Origin of the sequence: Paraburkholderia sp. HD33-4 (assembly GCF_021390635.1) — a bacterium.
Taxonomy (GTDB): Bacteria; Pseudomonadota; Gammaproteobacteria; order Burkholderiales; family Burkholderiaceae; genus Paraburkholderia.
The window spans coordinates 3,442,239-3,460,928 of the sequence record NZ_JAJEJS010000001.1 but is presented as its reverse complement, the minus strand read 5'-3'; the positions used below and the strand labels follow the sequence as shown (position 1 = coordinate 3,460,928).

At 62.2% G+C, this 18,690-nt stretch carries 15 protein-coding genes, 3 tRNA genes and 1 pseudogene; 9 read left to right on the top strand and 10 right to left on the bottom strand.

What is annotated here, in order from left to right; all coding sequences use genetic code 11:
• The first annotated feature begins 275 nt into the window (after positions 1-275).
• Both L0U84_RS15365 and L0U84_RS15360 read left to right on the top strand, forming a co-directional pair.
• The gene (locus L0U84_RS15365; protein WP_011493047.1) at positions 276-443 is read left to right on the top strand and encodes a hypothetical protein; all 168 of its coding nucleotides are present in this window, start codon (positions 276-278) and stop codon (positions 441-443) included.
• Complete coding sequence (locus tag L0U84_RS15360) at positions 424-2,481, top strand: recombinase family protein (protein WP_233845960.1); 2,058 nt, start codon at positions 424-426, stop codon at positions 2,479-2,481. The genes L0U84_RS15365 and L0U84_RS15360 overlap by 20 nt, the downstream gene beginning before the upstream one ends.
• 28 nt (positions 2,482-2,509) lie before the next feature.
• On the opposite strand, the pseudogene L0U84_RS15355 reads toward L0U84_RS15360, so the two are convergent.
• Both L0U84_RS15355 and istA read right to left on the bottom strand, forming a co-directional pair.
• Positions 2,510-2,830: pseudogene (locus tag L0U84_RS15355) on the bottom strand (ATP-binding protein); the annotation flags it as partial.
• The gene (gene istA, locus L0U84_RS15350; RefSeq protein ID WP_267939715.1) at positions 2,823-4,301 is read right to left on the bottom strand and encodes an IS21 family transposase; all 1,479 of its coding nucleotides are present in this window, start codon (positions 4,299-4,301) and stop codon (positions 2,823-2,825) included. The gene istA and the pseudogene L0U84_RS15355, both read right to left, overlap by 8 nt.
• A 252-nt stretch (positions 4,302-4,553) precedes the next feature.
• Here istA and L0U84_RS15345 point away from each other — a divergent pair, with 252 nt between their 5' ends.
• On the top strand, positions 4,554-4,943 hold the full coding sequence (locus L0U84_RS15345) for a hypothetical protein (RefSeq protein WP_233850932.1): 390 nt from the start codon (positions 4,554-4,556) through the stop codon (positions 4,941-4,943).
• A 731-nt stretch (positions 4,944-5,674) separates the two neighbouring features.
• On the opposite strand, the gene L0U84_RS15340 is transcribed toward L0U84_RS15345, so the two are convergent.
• The 6 genes from L0U84_RS15340 to rph form a co-directional block, all read right to left on the bottom strand.
• On the bottom strand, positions 5,675-7,492 hold the full coding sequence (locus tag L0U84_RS15340; RefSeq protein WP_233850931.1) for a hypothetical protein: 1,818 nt from the start codon (positions 7,490-7,492) through the stop codon (positions 5,675-5,677).
• Between the two features lie 134 nt (positions 7,493-7,626).
• Positions 7,627-9,363 carry a DUF6538 domain-containing protein gene (locus tag L0U84_RS15335; RefSeq protein ID WP_233850930.1) on the bottom strand — a complete coding sequence of 579 codons (1,737 nt, stop codon included), beginning with the start codon at positions 9,361-9,363 and terminating at the stop codon, positions 7,627-7,629.
• 103 nt (positions 9,364-9,466) lie between these two features.
• Positions 9,467-9,556 (bottom strand) — tRNA-Ser (locus L0U84_RS15330).
• A 55-nt stretch (positions 9,557-9,611) separates the two neighbouring features.
• Positions 9,612-10,841, bottom strand: coding sequence for a radical SAM family heme chaperone HemW (gene hemW, locus L0U84_RS15325; protein ID WP_233850929.1), 1,230 nt, complete (start codon positions 10,839-10,841; stop codon positions 9,612-9,614).
• Complete coding sequence (gene rdgB, locus L0U84_RS15320) at positions 10,838-11,524, bottom strand: RdgB/HAM1 family non-canonical purine NTP pyrophosphatase (RefSeq protein WP_233850928.1); 687 nt, start codon at positions 11,522-11,524, stop codon at positions 10,838-10,840. The genes hemW and rdgB overlap by 4 nt, the downstream gene beginning before the upstream one ends.
• Complete coding sequence (gene rph, locus L0U84_RS15315; protein ID WP_233850927.1) at positions 11,521-12,258, bottom strand: ribonuclease PH; 738 nt, start codon at positions 12,256-12,258, stop codon at positions 11,521-11,523. Before rph ends, rdgB begins: the two co-directional genes overlap by 4 nt.
• Positions 12,259-12,595: 337 nt before the next feature.
• Between rph and L0U84_RS15310 the strand changes: the two genes are divergently transcribed.
• The 5 genes from L0U84_RS15310 (at position 12,596) to L0U84_RS15290 (ending at position 17,562) form a co-directional block, all read left to right on the top strand.
• Positions 12,596-13,519, top strand: a complete 924-nt coding sequence (locus L0U84_RS15310) for a YicC/YloC family endoribonuclease (RefSeq protein WP_233850925.1) — start codon at positions 12,596-12,598, stop codon at positions 13,517-13,519.
• Positions 13,520-13,538: 19 nt separating this feature from the next.
• Entirely contained in the window at positions 13,539-14,222 is a 684-nt protein-coding gene (gmk, locus tag L0U84_RS15305) for a guanylate kinase (RefSeq protein ID WP_233850923.1), read from the top strand.
• A gap of 60 nt (positions 14,223-14,282) precedes the next feature.
• A complete protein-coding gene (gene rpoZ / locus L0U84_RS15300) occupies positions 14,283-14,486 on the top strand; it encodes a DNA-directed RNA polymerase subunit omega (RefSeq protein WP_008921215.1) in 204 nt (67 codons plus the stop codon).
• Between the two features lie 111 nt (positions 14,487-14,597).
• A complete protein-coding gene (locus L0U84_RS15295) occupies positions 14,598-16,958 on the top strand; it encodes a RelA/SpoT family protein (protein ID WP_233850922.1) in 2,361 nt (786 codons plus the stop codon).
• Between the two features lie 118 nt (positions 16,959-17,076).
• On the top strand, positions 17,077-17,562 hold the full coding sequence (locus L0U84_RS15290) for a phage protein NinX family protein (RefSeq protein ID WP_233850921.1): 486 nt from the start codon (positions 17,077-17,079) through the stop codon (positions 17,560-17,562).
• A 74-nt stretch (positions 17,563-17,636) separates the two neighbouring features.
• On the opposite strand, the gene L0U84_RS15285 is transcribed toward L0U84_RS15290, so the two are convergent.
• Positions 17,637-17,713, bottom strand: a tRNA-Arg gene (locus L0U84_RS15285).
• Positions 17,714-17,787: 74 nt separating this feature from the next.
• Positions 17,788-17,864 (bottom strand) — tRNA-Arg (locus tag L0U84_RS15280).
• 123 nt (positions 17,865-17,987) lie between these two features.
• On the opposite strand from L0U84_RS15280, the gene greB reads away from it, so the two are divergent.
• Positions 17,988-18,557, top strand: coding sequence for a transcription elongation factor GreB (greB, locus tag L0U84_RS15275; RefSeq protein WP_233850920.1), 570 nt, complete (start codon positions 17,988-17,990; stop codon positions 18,555-18,557).
• Positions 18,558-18,690 lie beyond the last annotated feature (133 nt).

The window sequence follows — 18,690 nt, the reverse complement described above, 5'->3', positions numbered from 1 at the left end:
CGATGATGTGATCATCCGCTATCCGTTTCACCCTCGCTGCGGTGAACGGATAACCGTCATCGGGATGAACAATTACCGGGGCGAGTCGTATCTGACTATCAGGCAGCCCGATGGCACTCTGACGCATCTTCCGCCGTGGATGGCAGGCGAGGATGCTGCCCGCATGTCTGTCGTCGTCCAGCCGGAGTTGCCTCATGCGGTGCTGATCGAACTTCTGCGCCTGGTCGACACGGCGTTATCGTGCTTTGCGGCGGTAACACCTGAGGGAGGCAAAGATGCGCAACCAGATGACGAGGCAGAAGGATCTGTTCGAGGAAACTGTGCCGGAGGCGTTAGTATCAGAGGAGATGCAAGCCGAGCTGGTGACGCAACTGGCGCTGCTGATGTTCGCGTTGATCGACGTCATCGAAGCGGAGGCGCGTGATGAGCAAGATCGGCGCTGAACACCTTTCCCGTCGTGCATACGTGTACGTCCGTCAGTCAACGCTGGATCAGGTCCACCACAATCGCGAGAGCCAGTTGCGCCAATACGGGCTTGCCGATCGCGCACGCGGACTTGGCTGGCCAGATGCGACGGTTATCGATGACGACCTGGGTCGCTCCGGCTCTGGCAATCATCGTCCCGGATTCGAGCGCCTATTGGTGGCACTGTGCAGCGGCGAAGTGGGTGCCGTATTCTGCATCGAAGCCTCGCGTCTTGCGCGCAATGGTCGTGACTGGCACACGCTTCTGGAATTCTGCCGTCTTGTAGGATGCCTGCTGATTGACGAAGATGGAATTTACGATCCGAGACAGCCTAACGATCGCCTCCTGTTAGGCATGAAGGGCACGCTTTCCGAGATGGAGCTTTCGACGTTTCGCCAACGCTCACAGGCGGCTCTTGATCAGAAAGCCAAACGCGGTGAACTGTTCACGTCGGTGCCAATCGGTTATGTGCGTGCACAAGGAAATCGTATCGAGAAGGATCCTGATACCCGCGTCCGGGAAGCGCTCGATCTGGCGTTCCGGAAGTTTCGCGAGTTTGGTAGCGTCAGGCAGGTCCTCCTATGGATTCGACAGGAATGCATTGAGCTACCCGCGGTGAACTACGGCCCGGACGGTCGCCACATTGTATGGAAGCTTCCCGTCTATAACACCCTTCTGCACATCCTGACGAATCCGACTTATGGCGGCGCATACGCGTTTGGCAAGACCCGGACTATTGCTCGCATTGTGAACGGACGCAAGCGAGTGTTTGCGGGCAACCCCCTTCAGCGCGAGGAATGGCAGGCCTTGATCATCGAGCACCACGCGGGCTACATTAGCTGGGACGAGTACGAGGCGAACCGCAAATTGATTACCAATAACGCGAACATGAAGGGCAGCATGGTCCGCGGCGCTGTCAAGCGCGGGAGCTCGCTTCTGGCGGGACTGCTTCGTTGCGGTCACTGCGGGCGCAAGCTGCACGTTGCGTATTCCGGCACCAAAGGCACCGTCGCGCGGTACAACTGTCAGGGCAGCATGATCAATCATGGTGGCCCTCGCTGCATTTCGTTTGGTGCGGTTCGTGTTGATCAACGCGTTACTGAAGAAGTTTTGCGCCAACTTCAACCGTTAGGTATTCGTGCATCACTCGAGGCCATTGAACGTACACGAACAGAGCAGGACGAACGCGTGCGGCACAAGGAGCTGGCACTTGAACAGGCGCGGTATGAAGCTGCGCGAGCACGTCGGCAATACGATGCGATTGATCCTGAGAACCGGCTGGTTGCGGCGGAACTTGAGCGACGGTGGAATGAAACGCTGAAGACGCAGGTGCAAATACAGACCGAACTCGACCTCCTGCGCGAACAGTCATCGAGGGCGCTGAGTGCGGGCGCGCGTGATGAACTTCTGCGACTCGGTGAAGACCTGCCCCGGCTATGGCACCACCCGGCCAGTTCGGTCGAGATCAAGAAACGCATTCTTAGGACGGTCGTCAAGGAGATCGTTGCCACAAAGCAGGACGACACGATTCGTGCACTCGTGCATTGGCAAGGAGGCGATCACACCGAGATCGTGTTCGAGAAGAACCACACAGGTGAGCATCGCTGGGCCACCGATGTCGCAACGATAGACATCGTTCGCGCGTTGGCGAGAACGTTGGCAGATCAAGGCGTAGCGGCGGTCATCAATCGACTAGGCAAACGGACGGCGAAGGGCCACACCTGGACCGCCGCGCGAATCTGCACGCTGCGGAAGGACCATCGAATCCCTGCATATCGCGAAGGCGAACGGCAGGAGCGCCGCGAACTGACGGTTACAGAAGTAGCCACCCTGCTGGGTATCAGTGCGCCAACCGTCATCCGCCTGATTCGAGTCGGGAGGTTGCCGGCGTCACAGGCTTGTCTGGGTGCGCCATGGATCATCCAGCAGGTGGACGTCGACAATTATCTGGAGCGACGAGCTGCGGACCGTCCGCAATCAGATAACTCAAATCAATTATCCATTGATCTTCAATGACATAGGGAGGTGAGCATTATGTCTCGTGCCCGGGGCCGCCGATGAACACGACGTTGTGTGCGCTTGCGAGAAACGACAGTTCGCTGAGTTCACGAATCAGCGCTTCATCAACTTGTGCCTGTGCGAAGTCGAAGCCTTTCAGGTCGCGGTGAGCCGGGAAGCGTGCGGCGGTCATCTGGTAAGCGATCGAGCGGACCTGCCGTTCGGCGGTTTCCGCCATCAACAGCTGCTTCATGAAGCGCTCCGGCTCGAAGTCAGTGTGACGCGCCTGTGCCAGTAGCTCCGGCCAGGTACTCGCCATGCCGTGCAGTTTGAGGCCCTTGAGCTGGGCAATGATGTCGTTAGACATGACGATCCTCCGGTGGGTTGGCGCGTAGCGTCTCGTAGCGATTCACGTCAGCCGCCGGTTCTTCCTTGAGCTGGAGTTTCGTGGTGGCGAGACTGGCACTCGTGACAGGCGCCTTCAGCCGGCTCAGCACGTTCAGGACATGCTCCCCACTGGGGCGCCCTGAATCCAGCGCAGCCTGCACAGCGAGCAGCACAGCATCGAGTCCGTGTTCGCGCACCGCGGCGAGCACCTGCGTCATGATGCGATCGCCGCCCGGGTGTTTGAGCAGGTGCCGCTGCAATAGCTGCAGCGGTTGCGGCATCGTGATGAAGGGCGCACCGTTGCGCAGTGCGCCGGGTTTGCGCTCGACCAGCGTGATGTAGTGTCGCCAGTCGTAAAAGGTCATGTGCCGCTCGAAGCTGCGTTCGTGGCGGGCGATCTCGTGCGCGTCGGCGACGACGCTGAGATACGCCGGATAGCAGCGCACGCTCACCAGCTGGTTCGTGTACTCGGTAGGCACGCTGTAGCGGTTGCGCTGGACGTGGATCAGGCTGGTCGACGAAACCCGCAGGGTCTGCTCGACGTAGCCGTCGAACGGCCGTGGGTTGGGCATCAGCCGGGTGCGCTCGTCCTGCAACACGTCCTCGACTGTCAGCTCGGGCCATTGCGGGTGCCGCATGTGCCAGGCTTCGCGACACTGGCCGGCGACCCATTCGTTCAGAATCTCCAGCGTCTCCCAGCGCCGTAGCGCCGCTTCGTGCCAGATCTGCCGTCGGCGGTCCTGAACATTCTTTTCGACGATGCCTTTCTCCCAGCCTGCCGCCCGGTTGCAGAACTCTGGCTCGAACAGATAGTGGCTGCACATCGCTTCGAAGCGTGCGTTGACCGCGCGCTCCTTGCCGCGGCCAACCTTGTCCACGGCGGTCTTCATGTTGTCGTAGATGCCGCGCCTGGGCACACCGCCGAATGCGGCGAATGCGCGGGCGTGCGCGTCGAACAGCATCTCGTGACTCTGGGTGGGATAGGCGACGAGCCAGAACGCGCGGCTGGCGTTGAGTTTGACGTGGGCAACCTCGAGGCGCCGCCGCAGCCCGCCGATGAAGGCGTATTCGCAGCTCCAGTCGAACTGGAAGGCTTCGCCGGGCTCGAAGGCGAGCGGCACGTAGGCCTTTCTGCGCGGCGCTTCGGCCTGTTCCTCATGCCAGCGCCTCACGAACGCGCTGACGCGGCCGTAGCTGCCCGCGTAACCCTCGCCGCGGATCGCCTCGAACATGAATCGCGCGGTGCGCCGGTCGCGCTTCGGGCGATGACTGTCCGCCCGCAGCCAGCCCGTCAGCTGTGCGGCCCACTCGTCAACAACGCTCGGACTGACGCGCTTTGGATACTTCGGCTCGACAGAATCGGTCTGCCGCAGCCAGCTGCGCACCGTGTTTCGGGACAGGCCCGTACGCCTCGCAATCTCGCGCAGCGGGACCTGCTCGCGGAAATACATCCGCCTGATCTTGGCCAATATGCCCACCGTGATCACCTCTGTATCCCCTGCTCAAAGATTGAGCAGGACATTCAATCACGTGGGTCAAAATTCGATGAAAATTACGCCCCTTAGTGAGTCAATTCTGCGTGAACATCAACAGTCAGCACAAAAATCGTTCACCTGGATAGGGCGACACGTACTGCGCAGACACTAAGCGGGCGAATCTACCAGCTCGTCGGCCAGTGCGGTTATCACGCCGATGCCGAATTCGTGTTTAATACGGTCGCGAAGGGTATTGGAGGCGGTAAGGCATGGCGGGATGCGACGGCAGAGTTGATTCCTGATTGTCGGGAGCGCAGGCGTGCTACAGCCAACTATGACGAGGTGAAGCTCGACGCCGCCGCGCGGCTGCTCTGCCTCTCTCGCGCCTATGTGCGCTCACTTGTTCGTGACGGCAAAATCCCAGGTCGACTGGACGAGGACGGTGCAGGTGTTCAATGGATACCAATTGACGCTCTGATTGGGTATCGCACGATGATGCGTGCCGAAATGAAAGCGGCACTCGAGGCCCTGATGAGCGAATCTCAACGCCTCGGTCACTATAACTATGACGTGGACCTCCCGTTGCGCCCAGCGTCTAGCGACGAGCCAAACGAATGACGAAGCGGTGAGGCTGTCTATTGTTTCTAACGACAGATGCATGGATGGCCTACCTCACTACTGGCAGGAAATTCGGAAGAGCGCTTTCAACCCGAACGCTAGGCAGAGGGCGCTAATTGAGCGGGCGTTGAAATCACATCGCGCGACGCAGGCGACGAGGAAGTACGCCCCACAGAGGTTGGTCGAGCGTTGGGGCCGTGAAGGCGGAATTCACTATCCGAAGGAATCGCTAAAGCACGAAGACGCGGAAAGTCCTTGCGGAAATCTGAATAGAGAGCGCGGAATTCCCTGGTGGTTCATGCCTTATAGACCTTAGATAGAATGAATTCCGGGGATTGGGATTAATTCGCGGGCGCACCTACTCCGGCGGCAGCAACGTCTCGGCCGGAGAGCGTTGCCTCACAGCGTTTGCGTTTAGGTCGCCGCAAGGGCGATGCATGTAGTCGGGGTAGTTAAAGGGAAGCGATTCGGTTCTTTTGTGCCAAGAATTTTTTTGCGTCCTCGTCGGATATGGCTTGATATCCCTGACGCGCGAGCGATAGCAGACGTTTGTTTGCCAGGTGCGTCGCTGGCAATCCCGACTGTCGCGTGACATTCCGTATTCGCTCGTTCGTTGCTAGATGGACGTTTTCGGCGGCCGCTCCCTCCGGCATGTGAATTCACTTCCTGTACAACGTTGCGTCGGGCGGTCGGCATAGCTGCTGCCTGGGGGAGCCGAAGTCGAGCCCTGTCTACGTTCTACGGCCGAGCCATTCCGCGTAGGGCGGGGGGAAAACGACGCCCTCGAAGTCAATCTGTGCGACAAAGCGCTCGATGTGCGCCGCGACGTAGCCGTTGCCGTAGTCTACGGCGCTACTCTGCGGTCTGAAAATGTCACGGTCCACGGCGCGCGGCAGTCGCCGGCCGCTGACGAATTCTCCGAGGCCGGCAGGCCACGCGCCATGGAGGAGCTGTGCATCCCGCAGGCGGTCCTCGAACAGATGCCGGAACGAGTGGTTGCCGTAGCCGTGACCGAAACCCAGCGTGTCCCGGACGAATCTCAGGAAGGCCTGTTCGTAGGCGCGACCCCACAGCGGTGCCTTGCCCCCTTCGTCAGGCACTGCCGAGGGGAACAGCGGTGTGCCCGGTGGATGTTGCGCCTGGCTTTCCAGAACGAATTCGGCGAACCCCAACGCCAGGAGCTGTGGATGGACGGGGAGGGTCCGGAACGCTGACTCATTCTTCAGCTTTCGCTCCGGCAACTGCAGCGTGGATTCTGATGAAGGGTCATCAGCGTCATCCAGCTTTATCTGGATGGTCATGAGCAGCACGTCTTCACACACGGTGAAGTCCGAATTCACCAGTTGAGCCATCTCCCGGACGCGCGGGCCGTGGCACAGTGAAATGGGCGGGCCCCAGTATCGCAATGCGAGGTCCGTGGCCATCTTGCCGCGCCAGTGAGTCGCGTTCGGGTCGTACCAGTCCGACGTAAACAGCGCGTTGACCTGGGCGACCGTGTAGGGAAACCGGGGCTTGGTCCGTTCCTTCCGTTCCTGCTTCGAAATTTTTGGCGTGACCTCGAGGTGATGCAGCGGATTGTCGGCGTGCATGCGACCCTGCGTGCGCGCGAGCGCGAACATCTCGCGCAGGGCCTGTCGCACAAAGCCGTCGACATAGCCTTGGCTCCAGGGTTTCTGGTCGGTGTTCAGGCGCGCCTCGAGAAACCGGTAGATATCGTGCGCGGTCACGTTGTCGAGCGGAATATCGCCGACAAAGGCAATGAGGCGGTTCCAGACCGACAGGGCTTTCGAGACGGACTTGGCATCGACGGAGCGGCTCTTGTGTGCGACGTAGACCGGAATCATGGCCGAGAGGAGCGCGCCGGACGACTCGGGGACGTTGAACTTCGCCCCCTTTCCATCCAGGATTGCAGCAATAACGTCATGGGCGGCCCGTTCAGTTTCCGCGAAGGCCAGGACGAACTCGGGTAACAGCGGGTCGTCGGGTGCGACGAGATACGCGGCGTCTTCCGCATATTCGAGCGCCAGTTCCTTGAGGCTATCCCACGCCCGTGCGGCGCTTCCCCGGGCAATGACCGTTCGCGTCATGCGCTCCATTCTTCGACTGAACGGCCTCATCTCGCGCGCCAGCTCCTTTGCCGCGATTCTGTCCCTGGCCTTGTCCCCGGTGTTGATGTTTCGGTCATCGTGAAGGGTCTTTTCCCAATCGGCCATGCGCATCGCGCAGATACGCGTGACCACGGAATGCGAGAGCGCGGTCGGCTTGCCCGGCGAATCGTATTCCTGAGGACGCGGCAAGCCGGGGGGGCGCGATTCCCCTGGCGCGGCGGATTTGGTCGGCACCTGCGTGCCTTGCTCATTTTCGGCGCGCACCAAGCGTCCGGCGCGCGACCCGGCCTCAATGTTCGTGTCGCTGGCCAGCGTCTGGGCGCGCGCGGGACGAGTAGACGCCGTGTCCCCTGTATTGTCGTCCACGCCCGGGCGGCCGGCATCGTCGGGGACAGGGTTTTCGTCACCGTCGGTGAACGCGTCGGGGTGAATATCGCGCATGCGTGAGTGCTCCTTGTCGTAAGTGAAGGCGCACAGCGTCGCATGCCCGCGTGTTTTCGGCCAATTGATTGTCGTAAATGGATAGCTTTTAACAATTGCTGTTGAACACAGTAGCAAGTGTATAGCGATAAGGACTACTGATGGTTCGTAGCGGTCCGGCAGGTCAGCCATTCCCTGTAGACCGGGGGAAAAACGACTCCGTCGAAGGCAATTTGTGCGACAAAGCGCTGGATGTGCGCCGCAAGGAAGCCGTTGCCATAGGCGATAGCGCTGCTCTGCTCGCGGAAAATGTCGCGGTCAGCATCGCGTGGCAGTCGCCGGCCGCTGACGAATTCACCCAGCCCCGCCGGCCAGGTGCCATGGCTGGCCTGTGCGTCACGCACCCGGTCCTCCAGTTGATGACGGAAGCTGTGGTTGCCGTAACCGTGCCCGAATGCCAGGGTATCCCGGACATGACGCAGGAACGCCTCTTCGTACGCACGACCCCAAAGAGGGGCCTTGCCGTCCGGATTCGGGATGGCGGACGGAAACAGGGGTGTGCCCGGGGGATACTGTGCTTGCATGTCGCGAACAAAATCGCCGAGACCGAGTTCGAGGAGTTTGGGATGGACTGGGACGGTACGGCAGGCGGCTGCGTTTTTCAGTGTTCGCGGTGGCAGTTTCCGCGTGGCGTCGTTGTCGGGCAACGCGGTCTGGAAGGTCACGAGCAGGGCATCGCCATCAAACGTGAAGTCCGAGTTGACGACCTGGACCACTTCGCGCACGCGCGCGCCGTGGCAGGTCGAGACGAGTGGGCCCCAATAGCGTCCGGCAAGGTCGGTCCCCATTTTGCCTCGCCAGTGGGTAGCGCTGGGGTCATACCAGTCGGAGCTGAAAAGCACATTGAGCTGGTGCGTGGAATAGGGGTAGCGCGGCTTCAGGCGTTCCTGCTGTGCCTTCTTCGGCAGCTTCGGCGTCGTTTCCAGCCGGTCGACGGGGTTGTCCGCCTGCATCAGGCCACGGGTGCGTGCCAGCGCAAAAATCGCACGCAACGCGCGCTTTGCGTGTCCCTCGACGTAGCCCTGGGACCAGCCATCATCGGGAGAATGCAGGCGGTCCTCTAGAAACCGGTACAGGTCCCCCGAGGTCATGTCGTCGAGGGGGACGTCTCCGATAAACGCGATGAGGCGTTGCCAGATGGAGATATCTTTCGAGACCGATTTCGGGTCGACCACGCCCTTGCGGTGCGCCTGGTACACCGGAACCATGGCGGACAGTCTCTCACCGGATGCGTCGGCCACCGGAGAACCGGGGGCGTCATCTGCCTTGTTGCGTACCGCGATAACCTCATGGGTCACGCGGCCGGTACGCGAGAACGCATGGACGAAGTGAGACAGCAGCGGGTCATCGGGTTCGATGATATAGCCCACTTGTTCAGCGTATTCGGTGGCCGTTGCGACGACCAGCTGCCGGGTCCTGGCCTTGGGAGCACCGGCCAGCACGGCACGTATGGCGGCTTCGCCTGCCTCGCCGTGGGCACCGATTTCGGCCTCTTCTGCATCGTCCACGCCTTCGGTGATACGACGGCAGTCGCTATGCGCCCGGTCGGCCATGCGACGGGCGCAGATACGGTCAATCAGGGCTGGGGTGAGGGTCGTTGGCTTGCCTGGGGAACCGCGTTCCGGCGGTGGTGCCGCAAGGCGTTCCCATTCCGAGCGGAGTCTGGCCTCGATGCGTGCGGCTTGCGTCAGTGCATGAGTGCGGTCAGGGGTGCCGGTGGAGCGGCGGACCCGCTGCGTGCTGACCAGTTTCTGGAACGCGGCAGGGACCGAGACGTCGACATACCAGTTGCGGCTGCGGCCGCCGGGATGGCGAACAAGCTTGACGGACATGGCGTCCTCTCGTATGTCACTGGCACACCTTTCTGGCACACCCGACCCTGCTAACTTGTTGAAAGTGCAGGATTACACGAGAAATCAACGCCTTATGATGAAGTGGCGGAGGCGGTGAGATTCGAACTCACGGAAGGATCACTCCTTCGCCGGTTTTCAAGACCGGTGCCTTAAACCACTCGGCCACACCTCCAAGCCGCGAATTGTAACCTGAAAAGGCTTCGCTGCCGAGTCCAGGCGGGCCGCCATCACTGCGGATCTTTCAGGAACAGCTCCTGCAGATCGTTCAGAAACGCCTGTCCAAGCGGTGTCGGCGCGATCCGTTCGTGGTCGCGCGTGATCAGCTTGCGCCGCTCCGCTTCCTGCAACGCGGGTTCGATCGTCGTGATCGACAGACCAGTGCGCTCGATGAACCGATGCACCGGAAAGCCTTCCACCAAACGCAGCGCGTTCAGCATGAACTCGAACGGCAGATCGCGCGGCCCGACCTCGTGCTCTTCCTGCACGCCTGCGCCGGCTTTGGCCTGCTCGATGAACGTGGTCGGATGCTTGTAGCGCGCCTGGCGCACGATGCGATTCGGAAACGACAGCTTCGTATGCGCGCCCGCGCCGATGCCGAGATAGTCGCCGAAACGCCAGTAGTTCAGATTGTGTTTGCTCTGGCGATGCGGCTGCGCATACGCGGATACCTCATAGCGCCCGTAGCCGGCCTCGGCGGTGCGTTGATGAATCCAGTCCTGCATGTCCGCGGACGCGTCGTCGTCGGGCAGCGCGGGCGGGAACTTGGCGAACAGCGTGTTCGGTTCGAGCGTCAAGTGGTAGAGCGACAGATGCGGCGGCGCAAACGACAACGCGGTTTCCACGTCGGCCTGGCATTCGGCGAGCGTCTGCTTCGGCAGCGCGAACATCAGGTCGAGGTTGAAGTTGTCGAACGTGGTCGCGGCGACTTCGACCGCGTGGCGCGCCTGGGCCGCGTCGTGAATGCGGCCGAGCGCCTTCAGATGCGCTTCGTTGAAACTCTGGATGCCCACCGACAGCCGGTTCACGCCGCTCGCGCGAAACTGCGCGAACTTGTCGGCTTCGAACGTGCCGGGGTTCGCTTCGAGCGTGATTTCCGCGTCGGCATCCAGCGGCAGCAGCGCGCGAATGTCCGACAGCATGCGATCGAGCCCCGTCGCCGACAGCAAACTAGGTGTGCCGCCGCCGATGAACACCGTATGCACCTGGCGGCCCCAGATCAGCGGCAAGGCCATTTCCAGATCGGCGCGCAGCGCGTCGAGGTAGTCGTTCTCCGGGAACGTCTCGCCCTTCCACTCGTGCGAATTGAAGTCGCAATACGGGCACTTGCGCACGCACCACGGAAAATGTACGTACAGCGCAAGCGGCGGTAGCGACGTCAAACGGATGCTGCCTGGCGACGTGAACGCATTGACGACACCTTTGCCGATGTCTGCCGGCGTCGATCGGATCGGAATCACGCTTCCTCCGACAGACGCGCGAGCAGTTGCCGCAGTGCGATCGCGCGATGGCTGCTGGCGTTCTTGACCGCCGGCTCGAGCTCGGCGGCGCTCGCGTTCAGCGACGGCAGATAGAAGTACGGGTCGTAGCCGAAGCCATGTTCGCCGCGCGGTGCATCGAGAATTTCGCCATGCCAGCGGCCTTCGGCGATCAGCGGTTCGGGATCGTCCGCGTGACGCACGAGCGCGAGCACGCAGTAGTAATAACCGCGGCGATCGCTCGCGCCTTGCAGTTCGGCGACGAGGCGCGCGTTGTTTGCCGCGTCGCTCTTCTCGCCGCCGGCGAGCTGCGCAAAGCGCGCCGAATAGACGCCCGGCGCGCCGCGCAGCGCGCGCACGCAAAGGCCAGAGTCGTCGGCGAGCGCGGGCAGGCCGGTCAGCTTCGCCGCGTGACGCGCCTTGGTCAACGCATTCTCGACGAAGGTGGGATGCGGCTCTTCCGCTTCCGGCACGTCGAGCTCGCCTTGCGCGATCAACTCGATGCCGGCCGCGCCGAGCAGCGCCGCGAATTCGCGCAGCTTGCCCGCGTTGTTCGACGCGAGCACGACTTTTTTCAACGGCATGCCCGACGTGGCGCCTTGAGCGTCGCCTTGAGCGTCGCTTTGAACGCGACTCGCGCCGCCGTTCTGACGAACCTCATTCACTGCTGCACTCCCAGCGCCTCTTTCTGCTTCGCGATCAGCGTGCGGATGCCGTCGTTAGCGAGATCGAGCAGCGCATTCATTTCGTCGCGCGAGAACGGCACGCCTTCCGCGGTGCCCTGAACTTCGACGAAGCCGCCCGCTCCCGTCATCACGACGTTCATGTCGGTGTCGCACTGCGAGTCTTCGTCGTAGTCGAGGTCGAGCACTGGCTCGCCGTCGTACACGCCGACCGAAATCGCGGCGACGTAGTCGTTGATCGGCGAGCTTTCGAGGCGCCCCGTCGCGAGCAACCTGGCGACCGCATCATGAGCGGCGACGAACGCGCCGGTGATGCTCGCGGTGCGGGTGCCGCCGTCGGCCTGGATCACGTCGCAGTCGAGATTGATCGTGCGCGCGCCGAGCTTCTCCAGATCGAACACCGAACGCAGCGCACGGCCGATCAGCCGCTGGATTTCCTGGGTGCGGCCGGTCTGTTTGCCGCGCGCGGCTTCACGATCGCTGCGCGTGTGAGTGGCGCGCGGCAGCATGCCGTATTCGGCGGTGAGCCAGCCCTGGCCGCGATCGCGCAGAAACGGCGGCACGCTTTCGCTGACGCTCGCGGTGCAGATCACCTTGGTGTCGCCGAACTCGACCAGCACCGAGCCCTCCGCATGCTTCGTGTAGTGGCGCGTGATGCGCACGTCGCGCAACTGGTTGGGCTGGCGGCCGCTGGGGCGTTGGGTGTCGTTGCTCATGTCGGAATGGGTCGCGATGGGTCAGGAGAGGCCGGAAGAGGGGCGGAGGAAAAACCATAATTTTACCGCCGATCGGATAGGGCGGTTGCCCATGCGGATCGCACGCAAAGTTGCGGGTGCCGAGGGCGGCACGAGTGCGTGGCGCCTATCGCGGCTGCAAGCGGCAACGAATGGCAATAAATCAACGGCGTGCCGAGCCGCATCCCTGCTCGCTCGCGAGCGGATGGCGCCGCCAAAAATGGGATAATGCCGGTTCCCCGCCCCGCGTCTCGTACACGCCGGGCGATCCGCTTCTCAGGCCATCGTCGAACGCATGGCCGCAATCGCGAGATATACGATGATCTACAGCATGACTGGCTATGCGAGCGCCACGCGCGAACTCGTGGCGTCTTCGGGCACTGGCGGCGTCAGCGTGTCGGTCGAATTGCGCACGGTGAACTCGCGCTTTCTCGATCTGAACTTCCGCATGCCGGAAGACGTGCGCGTCGTCGAACCGACGCTGCGCGAGATGCTGATGAACAAACTGTCGCGCGGCAAGGTCGACATTCGCGTGAATCTGCAGCGCAGCGAGCAGTCGGCGAACGCCGGCGCGATCAACCGCGACGCGCTCGCGCAACTCGCGCAGCTGGAACGCACGGTGCTCGACACGTTTCCCGAAGCCGGCCGTCTGCGTACGGGTGAAATCCTGCGCTGGCCTGGCGTGCTCGCCGAAAGCGGCATCGCGCCCGAGACGCTGCGCGACGCGGTGCTCGCGTGCGGCAAGCAGGCGATCGCGGACCTGATCGACGTGCGCGCGCGCGAAGGCGCGCAACTCGCGACGATGCTGCTCGGCAACGTCACCGAGATGGAAGCGATCGTCACGAAGATCACCCCGCTCGTGCCCGAACTGATTGCGCGGCATCAGCAGAAGATCGTCGAGCGTCTGCAGGAAGCGCTCGGCATCGCCGCGCCGGATGCGGCCGCGACGATCGTGTCGCGCGAAGAGATCAACGAACGGATTCGCCAGGAAGTGACGATGTACGGCATTCGCATCGACATCGCCGAAGAGCTGTCGCGCCTCACCGCGCACCTGAACGAAACGCGTCACGTGATCGAGAAGGGCGGCAAGGTCGGCAAGCGGCTCGACTTCATGATGCAGGAGCTGAACCGCGAAGCGAACACGCTCGGCTCGAAGGCGGCGGCGAAGGAACTCGCGGATTCGTCGATGACGCTGAAGCTGCTGATCGAACAGATGCGCGAGCAGGTACAGAATCTCGAATAAGGCTGGAGCACTACACACCATGACTGACCACCACCCACGCGAAACCGGCGCGCCGCGCCACCCGTACGCCGGCGCTTATCCCGGCAATCTGTTCATGGTCGTCGCGCCGTCGGGCGCGGGCAAGTCGACGCTCGTGAACGCGCTGCTCGCCGGCGACGACGCGATTCGTCTGTCGATCTCGTACACGACGCGTCCGCCGCGTCCGAAGGAGCAGGACGGCGAGCACTACCACTTCACGACCGTCGAAGACTTCATGGCTCGTCACGACGCGGGCGAGTTTCTCGAAAGCGCGGAAGTGCACGGCAACTACTACGGCACGTCGCGCGTGTGGATCGAGGAGCAGATGAAAAACGGCCATGACGTGCTGCTCGAAATCGACTGGCAGGGTGCGCAGCAGGTTAAAAAGCAATTTCACAACGCGGTGGAAATTTTCATTCTGCCGCCGTCGCTCGAGGCGCTGGAAGAGCGTCTGAAAAAGCGCGGCCAGGACGAGTCGAACGTGATCACGCGACGCCTGCTCGCAGCGGGCGGCGAGATGGCGCATGCGGCCGAGGCGGAGTACGTCGTGATCAACGAGAACTTCGATCGCGCGCTGGCTGAGTTGCAGTGCCTCGTCGGCGCGACGCGTTCGCGCTTCGCGTCGCAGTACGCGCGTCACACGCAGCTTTTCATGCAGCTCGGCATCCACCTGCCGCACGCGTGAGCGCGGCGTGGTGTCAGGCACATAAGGTAGAATAAGCAACATACTGAGAAGGAACCCAACATGGCCCGCATTACCGTCGAAGACTGCCTCAAACAGATCCCGAACCGTTTCGAACTCGCGCTTGCCGCAACCTATCGCGCGCGTCAGCTCGCTCAAGGCCATACGCCGAAGATCGAAAGCCGCGACAAGCCCACCGTCCTCGCGCTGCGTGAAATCGCGTCGGGTCAGGTCGGCGTCGAAATGCTGAAGAAGGTGCCGGTCTAAGGCGCACGGATTTTCGCGCTTTTTCGTCTTCGACTTGCCCGGTATTCGCCACACCGGCTCGCTCAACGTGCAGAACTGTGTGTCCAACCCTGACCGCTACCGGAGGCGACCATGAGTGCTACCCCGCCCACCGCCACGGAAGCGGAACACGACACCGACTCGCCCTCGTCTGCACGCAAGTACATCGACGCGGTCCTCGAGCAATCGTTTCGACATCTGTTCGGGCCGACCGCCACGCCGGAGCAGCCGCGCCGGCATGACGTCGTTTCCATCGCCAATCTGACGTCCGCGTTGTCCGGCTATCTGCAGCCGGAAGAAATCAAGGACATCAAGGCGGCGTTCCACTTCAGCGACGAAGCCCACCTCGGCCAGTATCGCCAGAGCGGCGAGCCCTACATCACGCATCCGGTCGCCGTCGCGGAAATCTGCGCGGGCTGGAATCTCGACGCCCAGTCGATCATGGCGGCGCTGTTGCACGACGTGATGGAAGACCAGGGCGTGACCAAGGCGGAGCTCGCCGAACGCTTCGGCGCGAAGGTCGCGGAACTGGTCGACGGCTTGTCCAAGCTCGACAAGATGGAGTTTCGCAATCGCGAGGAAGCGCAGGCGGAGAACTTCCGCAAGATGCTGCTCGCGATGGCGCGCGACGTGCGCGTGATCCTCGTGAAGCTCGCCGACCGGCTGCACAACATGCGCACGCTCGGCGCGGTGCCGCCGGAGAAGCGTCGCCGCGTCGCACGCGAAACGCTCGACATTTACGCGCCGATCGCTCACCGGCTCGGTCTGAACAATACCTATCGCGAACTGCAGGACCTGAGTTTCGCGAACTTCAATCCGCACCGTTACGCGACGCTCGAAAAAGCCGTGAAGGCCGCGCGCGGCAATCGTCGCGAGGTGGTCGGCAAGATTCTCGAGTCGGTGCAGCGCGCGATTGCGGATGCAAAGATCGACGCGGAAGTCACTGGTCGCGAGAAAACCATCTTCAGCATCTACAAGAAGATGCGCGACAAGCAGCTGTCGTTCTCGCAGGTGCTCGACGTGTATGGTTTTCGCGTGGTCGTCGAGAGCGCGCTCGAATGCTATACCTGCATCGGCGCGCTGCATGCGCTGTTCAAACCGGTGCCGGGCAAATTCAAGGATTACATCGCGATCCCGAAGGTGAACGGCTATCAGTCGCTGCACACCACGCTTGTTGGCCCGTTCGGTGCGCCGATCGAGTTTCAGGTGCGCACGCGCAAGATGCACGAGATCGCCGAGGCGGGCGTCGCCGCGCATTGGTTGTACAAGAACGGCAGCGCGGATCTGAACGACGTGCAAAAGCGCGCGCACCAGTGGCTGAAGTCGCTGCTCGACATTCAGAGCGAAGCGGGCGACTCGAGCGAATTCCTCGAGCACGTGAAGATCGACCTGTTCCCGGACGCGGTCTACGTGTTCACGCCGAAGTCGAAGATCATGGCGCTGCCGCGCGGCGCCACTGCGCTCGACTTCGCGTATTCGATCCACAGCGACCTCGGCAACCAGTGCGTCGCGGTGAAGATCAACAACGAACTGTTGCCGTTGCGTACCGAGCTGAAGAGCGGCGACATCGTCGAAGTCATCACGGCGCCGTATTCGAAGCCGAACCCCGCGTGGCTCGGCTTTGTGCGCAGCGGCAAGGCGCGCTCGGCGATCCGTCACTATCTGAAGACGATGCGCCTGAACGAGTCGGTGCAGCTCGGCGAGCGTCTCGTCGATCAGGCGTTGAAGGGCTATGGCCTAGCGCTATCGGATGTGACGCCGGAAGCGTGGGAAAAGCTCGTGCAGTGGACGGGCAACAAGAACCGTCAGGAAATTTTCGCGGACATCGGTCTCGGCCGGCGGGTCGCCGCGGTGATGGCCAAGCGCATCGAAGTGTTGATGAACGGTCGCGACGGCGACGACGATGGCTCGCGCTCCGAGTCCGGCTCGACGCCGCATGCGCCGCCGGTCGTCATCACCGGTACCGAAGGCATGTCGGTGCAGCTGTCCGCGTGCTGCCGCCCGATTCCGGGCGACGACATCATGGGCTATATCGGCATCGGCCTCGGCATGGCGATCCATACCACCGATTGCCGCGTCGCGCAGCGCATCCACCGGCGCGATCCGGGCCGCTGGATCGACGTCGCGTGGGCGCCGCAGCCGGGGCGTCTGTTCGATGTCGCGGTCAAGGTGCTGGTCAAGAACACCAAGGGCGTGTTTGCCCGCGTAGCGGCCGACATCACGTCGGCGGACGCGAACATCGTCCATATCGCAATGGACGAAGATCTGTCGCAGGAATCCACGATTCTGCGCTTCGTGATTCAGGTCAGCGACCGCGTGCATCTGGCTAACGTGATGCGGCGCGTGCGCACGAATCCCGATGTCATGCGCATCGCGCGTGAGCGGCCGAGTGAAGAGGGGCATCACCGCCACGACGGCGGTATGCGCATCGACCGCGAGCGCGCGGATTACTGAGCCTTCTGACTGGGCGCCGGCGCGGTTTTGAGCGGCGCTGCGGGCTAGTCAGGCATCTTTCGTGCGGCTCGGGATGCATCTGAACGCAAGTCTCACCTGAACCTCAGGGAGAACGCAATTGAACGTATCCGACCTCGCCGGCGTGGCGCTTGATTACTGGGTCGCGCGCAGCCTGCACGACTTCGTGCGCGAAATCTACTTTACCGATAGCGGCGAGACGGTTGCGATCCGCGGCAACGATCTTGGTCGTCCGTGGGACGGGCGTTTCACGCCTTCCGCGTCATGGGAGGCGGCTGCCGTTGTGCTCGAGCGCGCGATGCGGCTCGATGTGCGCGAGCAGAGCGAGAAAGGCGCGGTATGCGTCGCTGAGTTCAGGGGCGGACATCGAGCCTCGGAGGGGAGCGGCGACTCGCTGCGCATCGCTTTGCTGCGGGCGTTTGTCGCGAGCCATTTCGGCGACACCGTCGACGACGTGCTGCGCGAGCGCCAGGCACTGACCGGCGTGCGGGCCGAGACGATTAGCGAGCAAACGGTAGGCGGGGTCGTCGAGGACTTGCCGCACCCGGACGGGCAGATTGGGGATATTCAGTCGCCGCCGCGATGAGCTGCTTGTGCACAGGCATGGCATGGTGCGCCAGAAAAGACAAAGGGCCTTCCGGTTGGAAGGCCCTTCATGGGTGGCGCGGCTGGCAGGATTCGAACCCACGACCCCTTGGTTCGTAGCCAAGTACTCTATCCAACTGAGCTACAGCCGCACGCAAAACGGTGATGCTTACTGCAAAAACCGGTGAAACCTGAAAACTCCCGGCAAGGAAGCTCTCGAATGAGGTGGCGCGGCTGGCAGGATTCGAACCCACGACCCCTTGGTTCGTAGCCAAGTACTCTATCCAACTGAGCTACAGCCGCACACAGAAACGAGATTATAGCCAACAGAATCGAAAAATGGAAGCCCATCACGGCGATTTGTGTCGCGGGCCCGATCGTGTAACCTCTTATAAGGTTGTTGCTAGCTGCTGTTAACGGATCATTATGAACAAGGCCTTTGTCAAAGAGTCGAGCGAAGACAACGATGACGATCTCGATGTCGCCCAGCCCGACGTGCCCGCAGGCACCAAGAACTACATGACTCCCGCCGGTCATCGGCGTATGCGCGATGAATTGCTGCATCTGATCGATGTCGAGCGGCCCGAGGTCGTCAAGCTCGTGTCGTGGGCGGCGTCGAACGGCGACCGCTCGGAGAATGGCGACTACATTTACGGCAAACGCCGTCTGCGCGAAATCGACCGGCGCATCCGCTTTCTGACCAAGCGGCTGGATCTGGCCGAGGTCGTCGATAGCAGCCGGCAGGAGAACGTCGATCAGGTGTTCTTCGGCGCGACGGTCGACTATGCGACCGAGGATGGCGAAGAGCGTAAGGTGACGATCGTCGGTGTCGACGAGGTCGACCTGGATATCGGGCACGTGAGCTGGATTTCGCCCATTGCGCGCGCGCTGCTGAAGGCTAAAGTCGGCGATACGGTCACGCTATTCACGCCGGCCGGTCCGCAGCCGATCGATATTCTCGACGTCAAGTATCCAACGCCTGATAGCGGCCGCTAGGCCTCTGGCGAGGACGTGGGTTCACGTGCCCGCATGCAATCTTGCGCGAAACGAGGCGATGGACCCGCTTCGGCACGGACACAAAAAAAGGCGCCGCGAACGGCGCCTTCTCTACTGCCAGTCCTTGCGCAGT

Excerpts from the sequence above, each read along its gene's own strand:
- L0U84_RS15295 (WP_233850922.1), top strand. The coding sequence starts at position 14,598 with ATGAGTGCTACCCCGCCCACCGCCACGGAAGCGGAACACGACACCGAC.
- greB (WP_233850920.1), top strand. The coding sequence starts at position 17,988 with ATGAACAAGGCCTTTGTCAAAGAGTCGAGCGAAGACAACGATGACGAT.
- rph (WP_233850927.1), bottom strand. The coding sequence starts at position 12,258 with ATGAGCAACGACACCCAACGCCCCAGCGGCCGCCAGCCCAACCAGTTG.
- rpoZ (WP_008921215.1), top strand. The coding sequence starts at position 14,283 with ATGGCCCGCATTACCGTCGAAGACTGCCTCAAACAGATCCCGAACCGT.
- L0U84_RS15360 (WP_233845960.1), top strand. The coding sequence starts at position 424 with ATGAGCAAGATCGGCGCTGAACACCTTTCCCGTCGTGCATACGTGTAC.
- gmk (WP_233850923.1), top strand. The coding sequence starts at position 13,539 with ATGACTGACCACCACCCACGCGAAACCGGCGCGCCGCGCCACCCGTAC.
- L0U84_RS15365 (WP_011493047.1), top strand. The coding sequence starts at position 276 with ATGCGCAACCAGATGACGAGGCAGAAGGATCTGTTCGAGGAAACTGTG.
- L0U84_RS15340 (WP_233850931.1), bottom strand. The coding sequence starts at position 7,492 with ATGCGCGATATTCACCCCGACGCGTTCACCGACGGTGACGAAAACCCT.
- L0U84_RS15310 (WP_233850925.1), top strand. The coding sequence starts at position 12,596 with ATGATCTACAGCATGACTGGCTATGCGAGCGCCACGCGCGAACTCGTG.
- istA (WP_267939715.1), bottom strand. The coding sequence starts at position 4,301 with ATGTATTTCCGCGAGCAGGTCCCGCTGCGCGAGATTGCGAGGCGTACG.
- L0U84_RS15335 (WP_233850930.1), bottom strand. The coding sequence starts at position 9,363 with ATGTCCGTCAAGCTTGTTCGCCATCCCGGCGGCCGCAGCCGCAACTGG.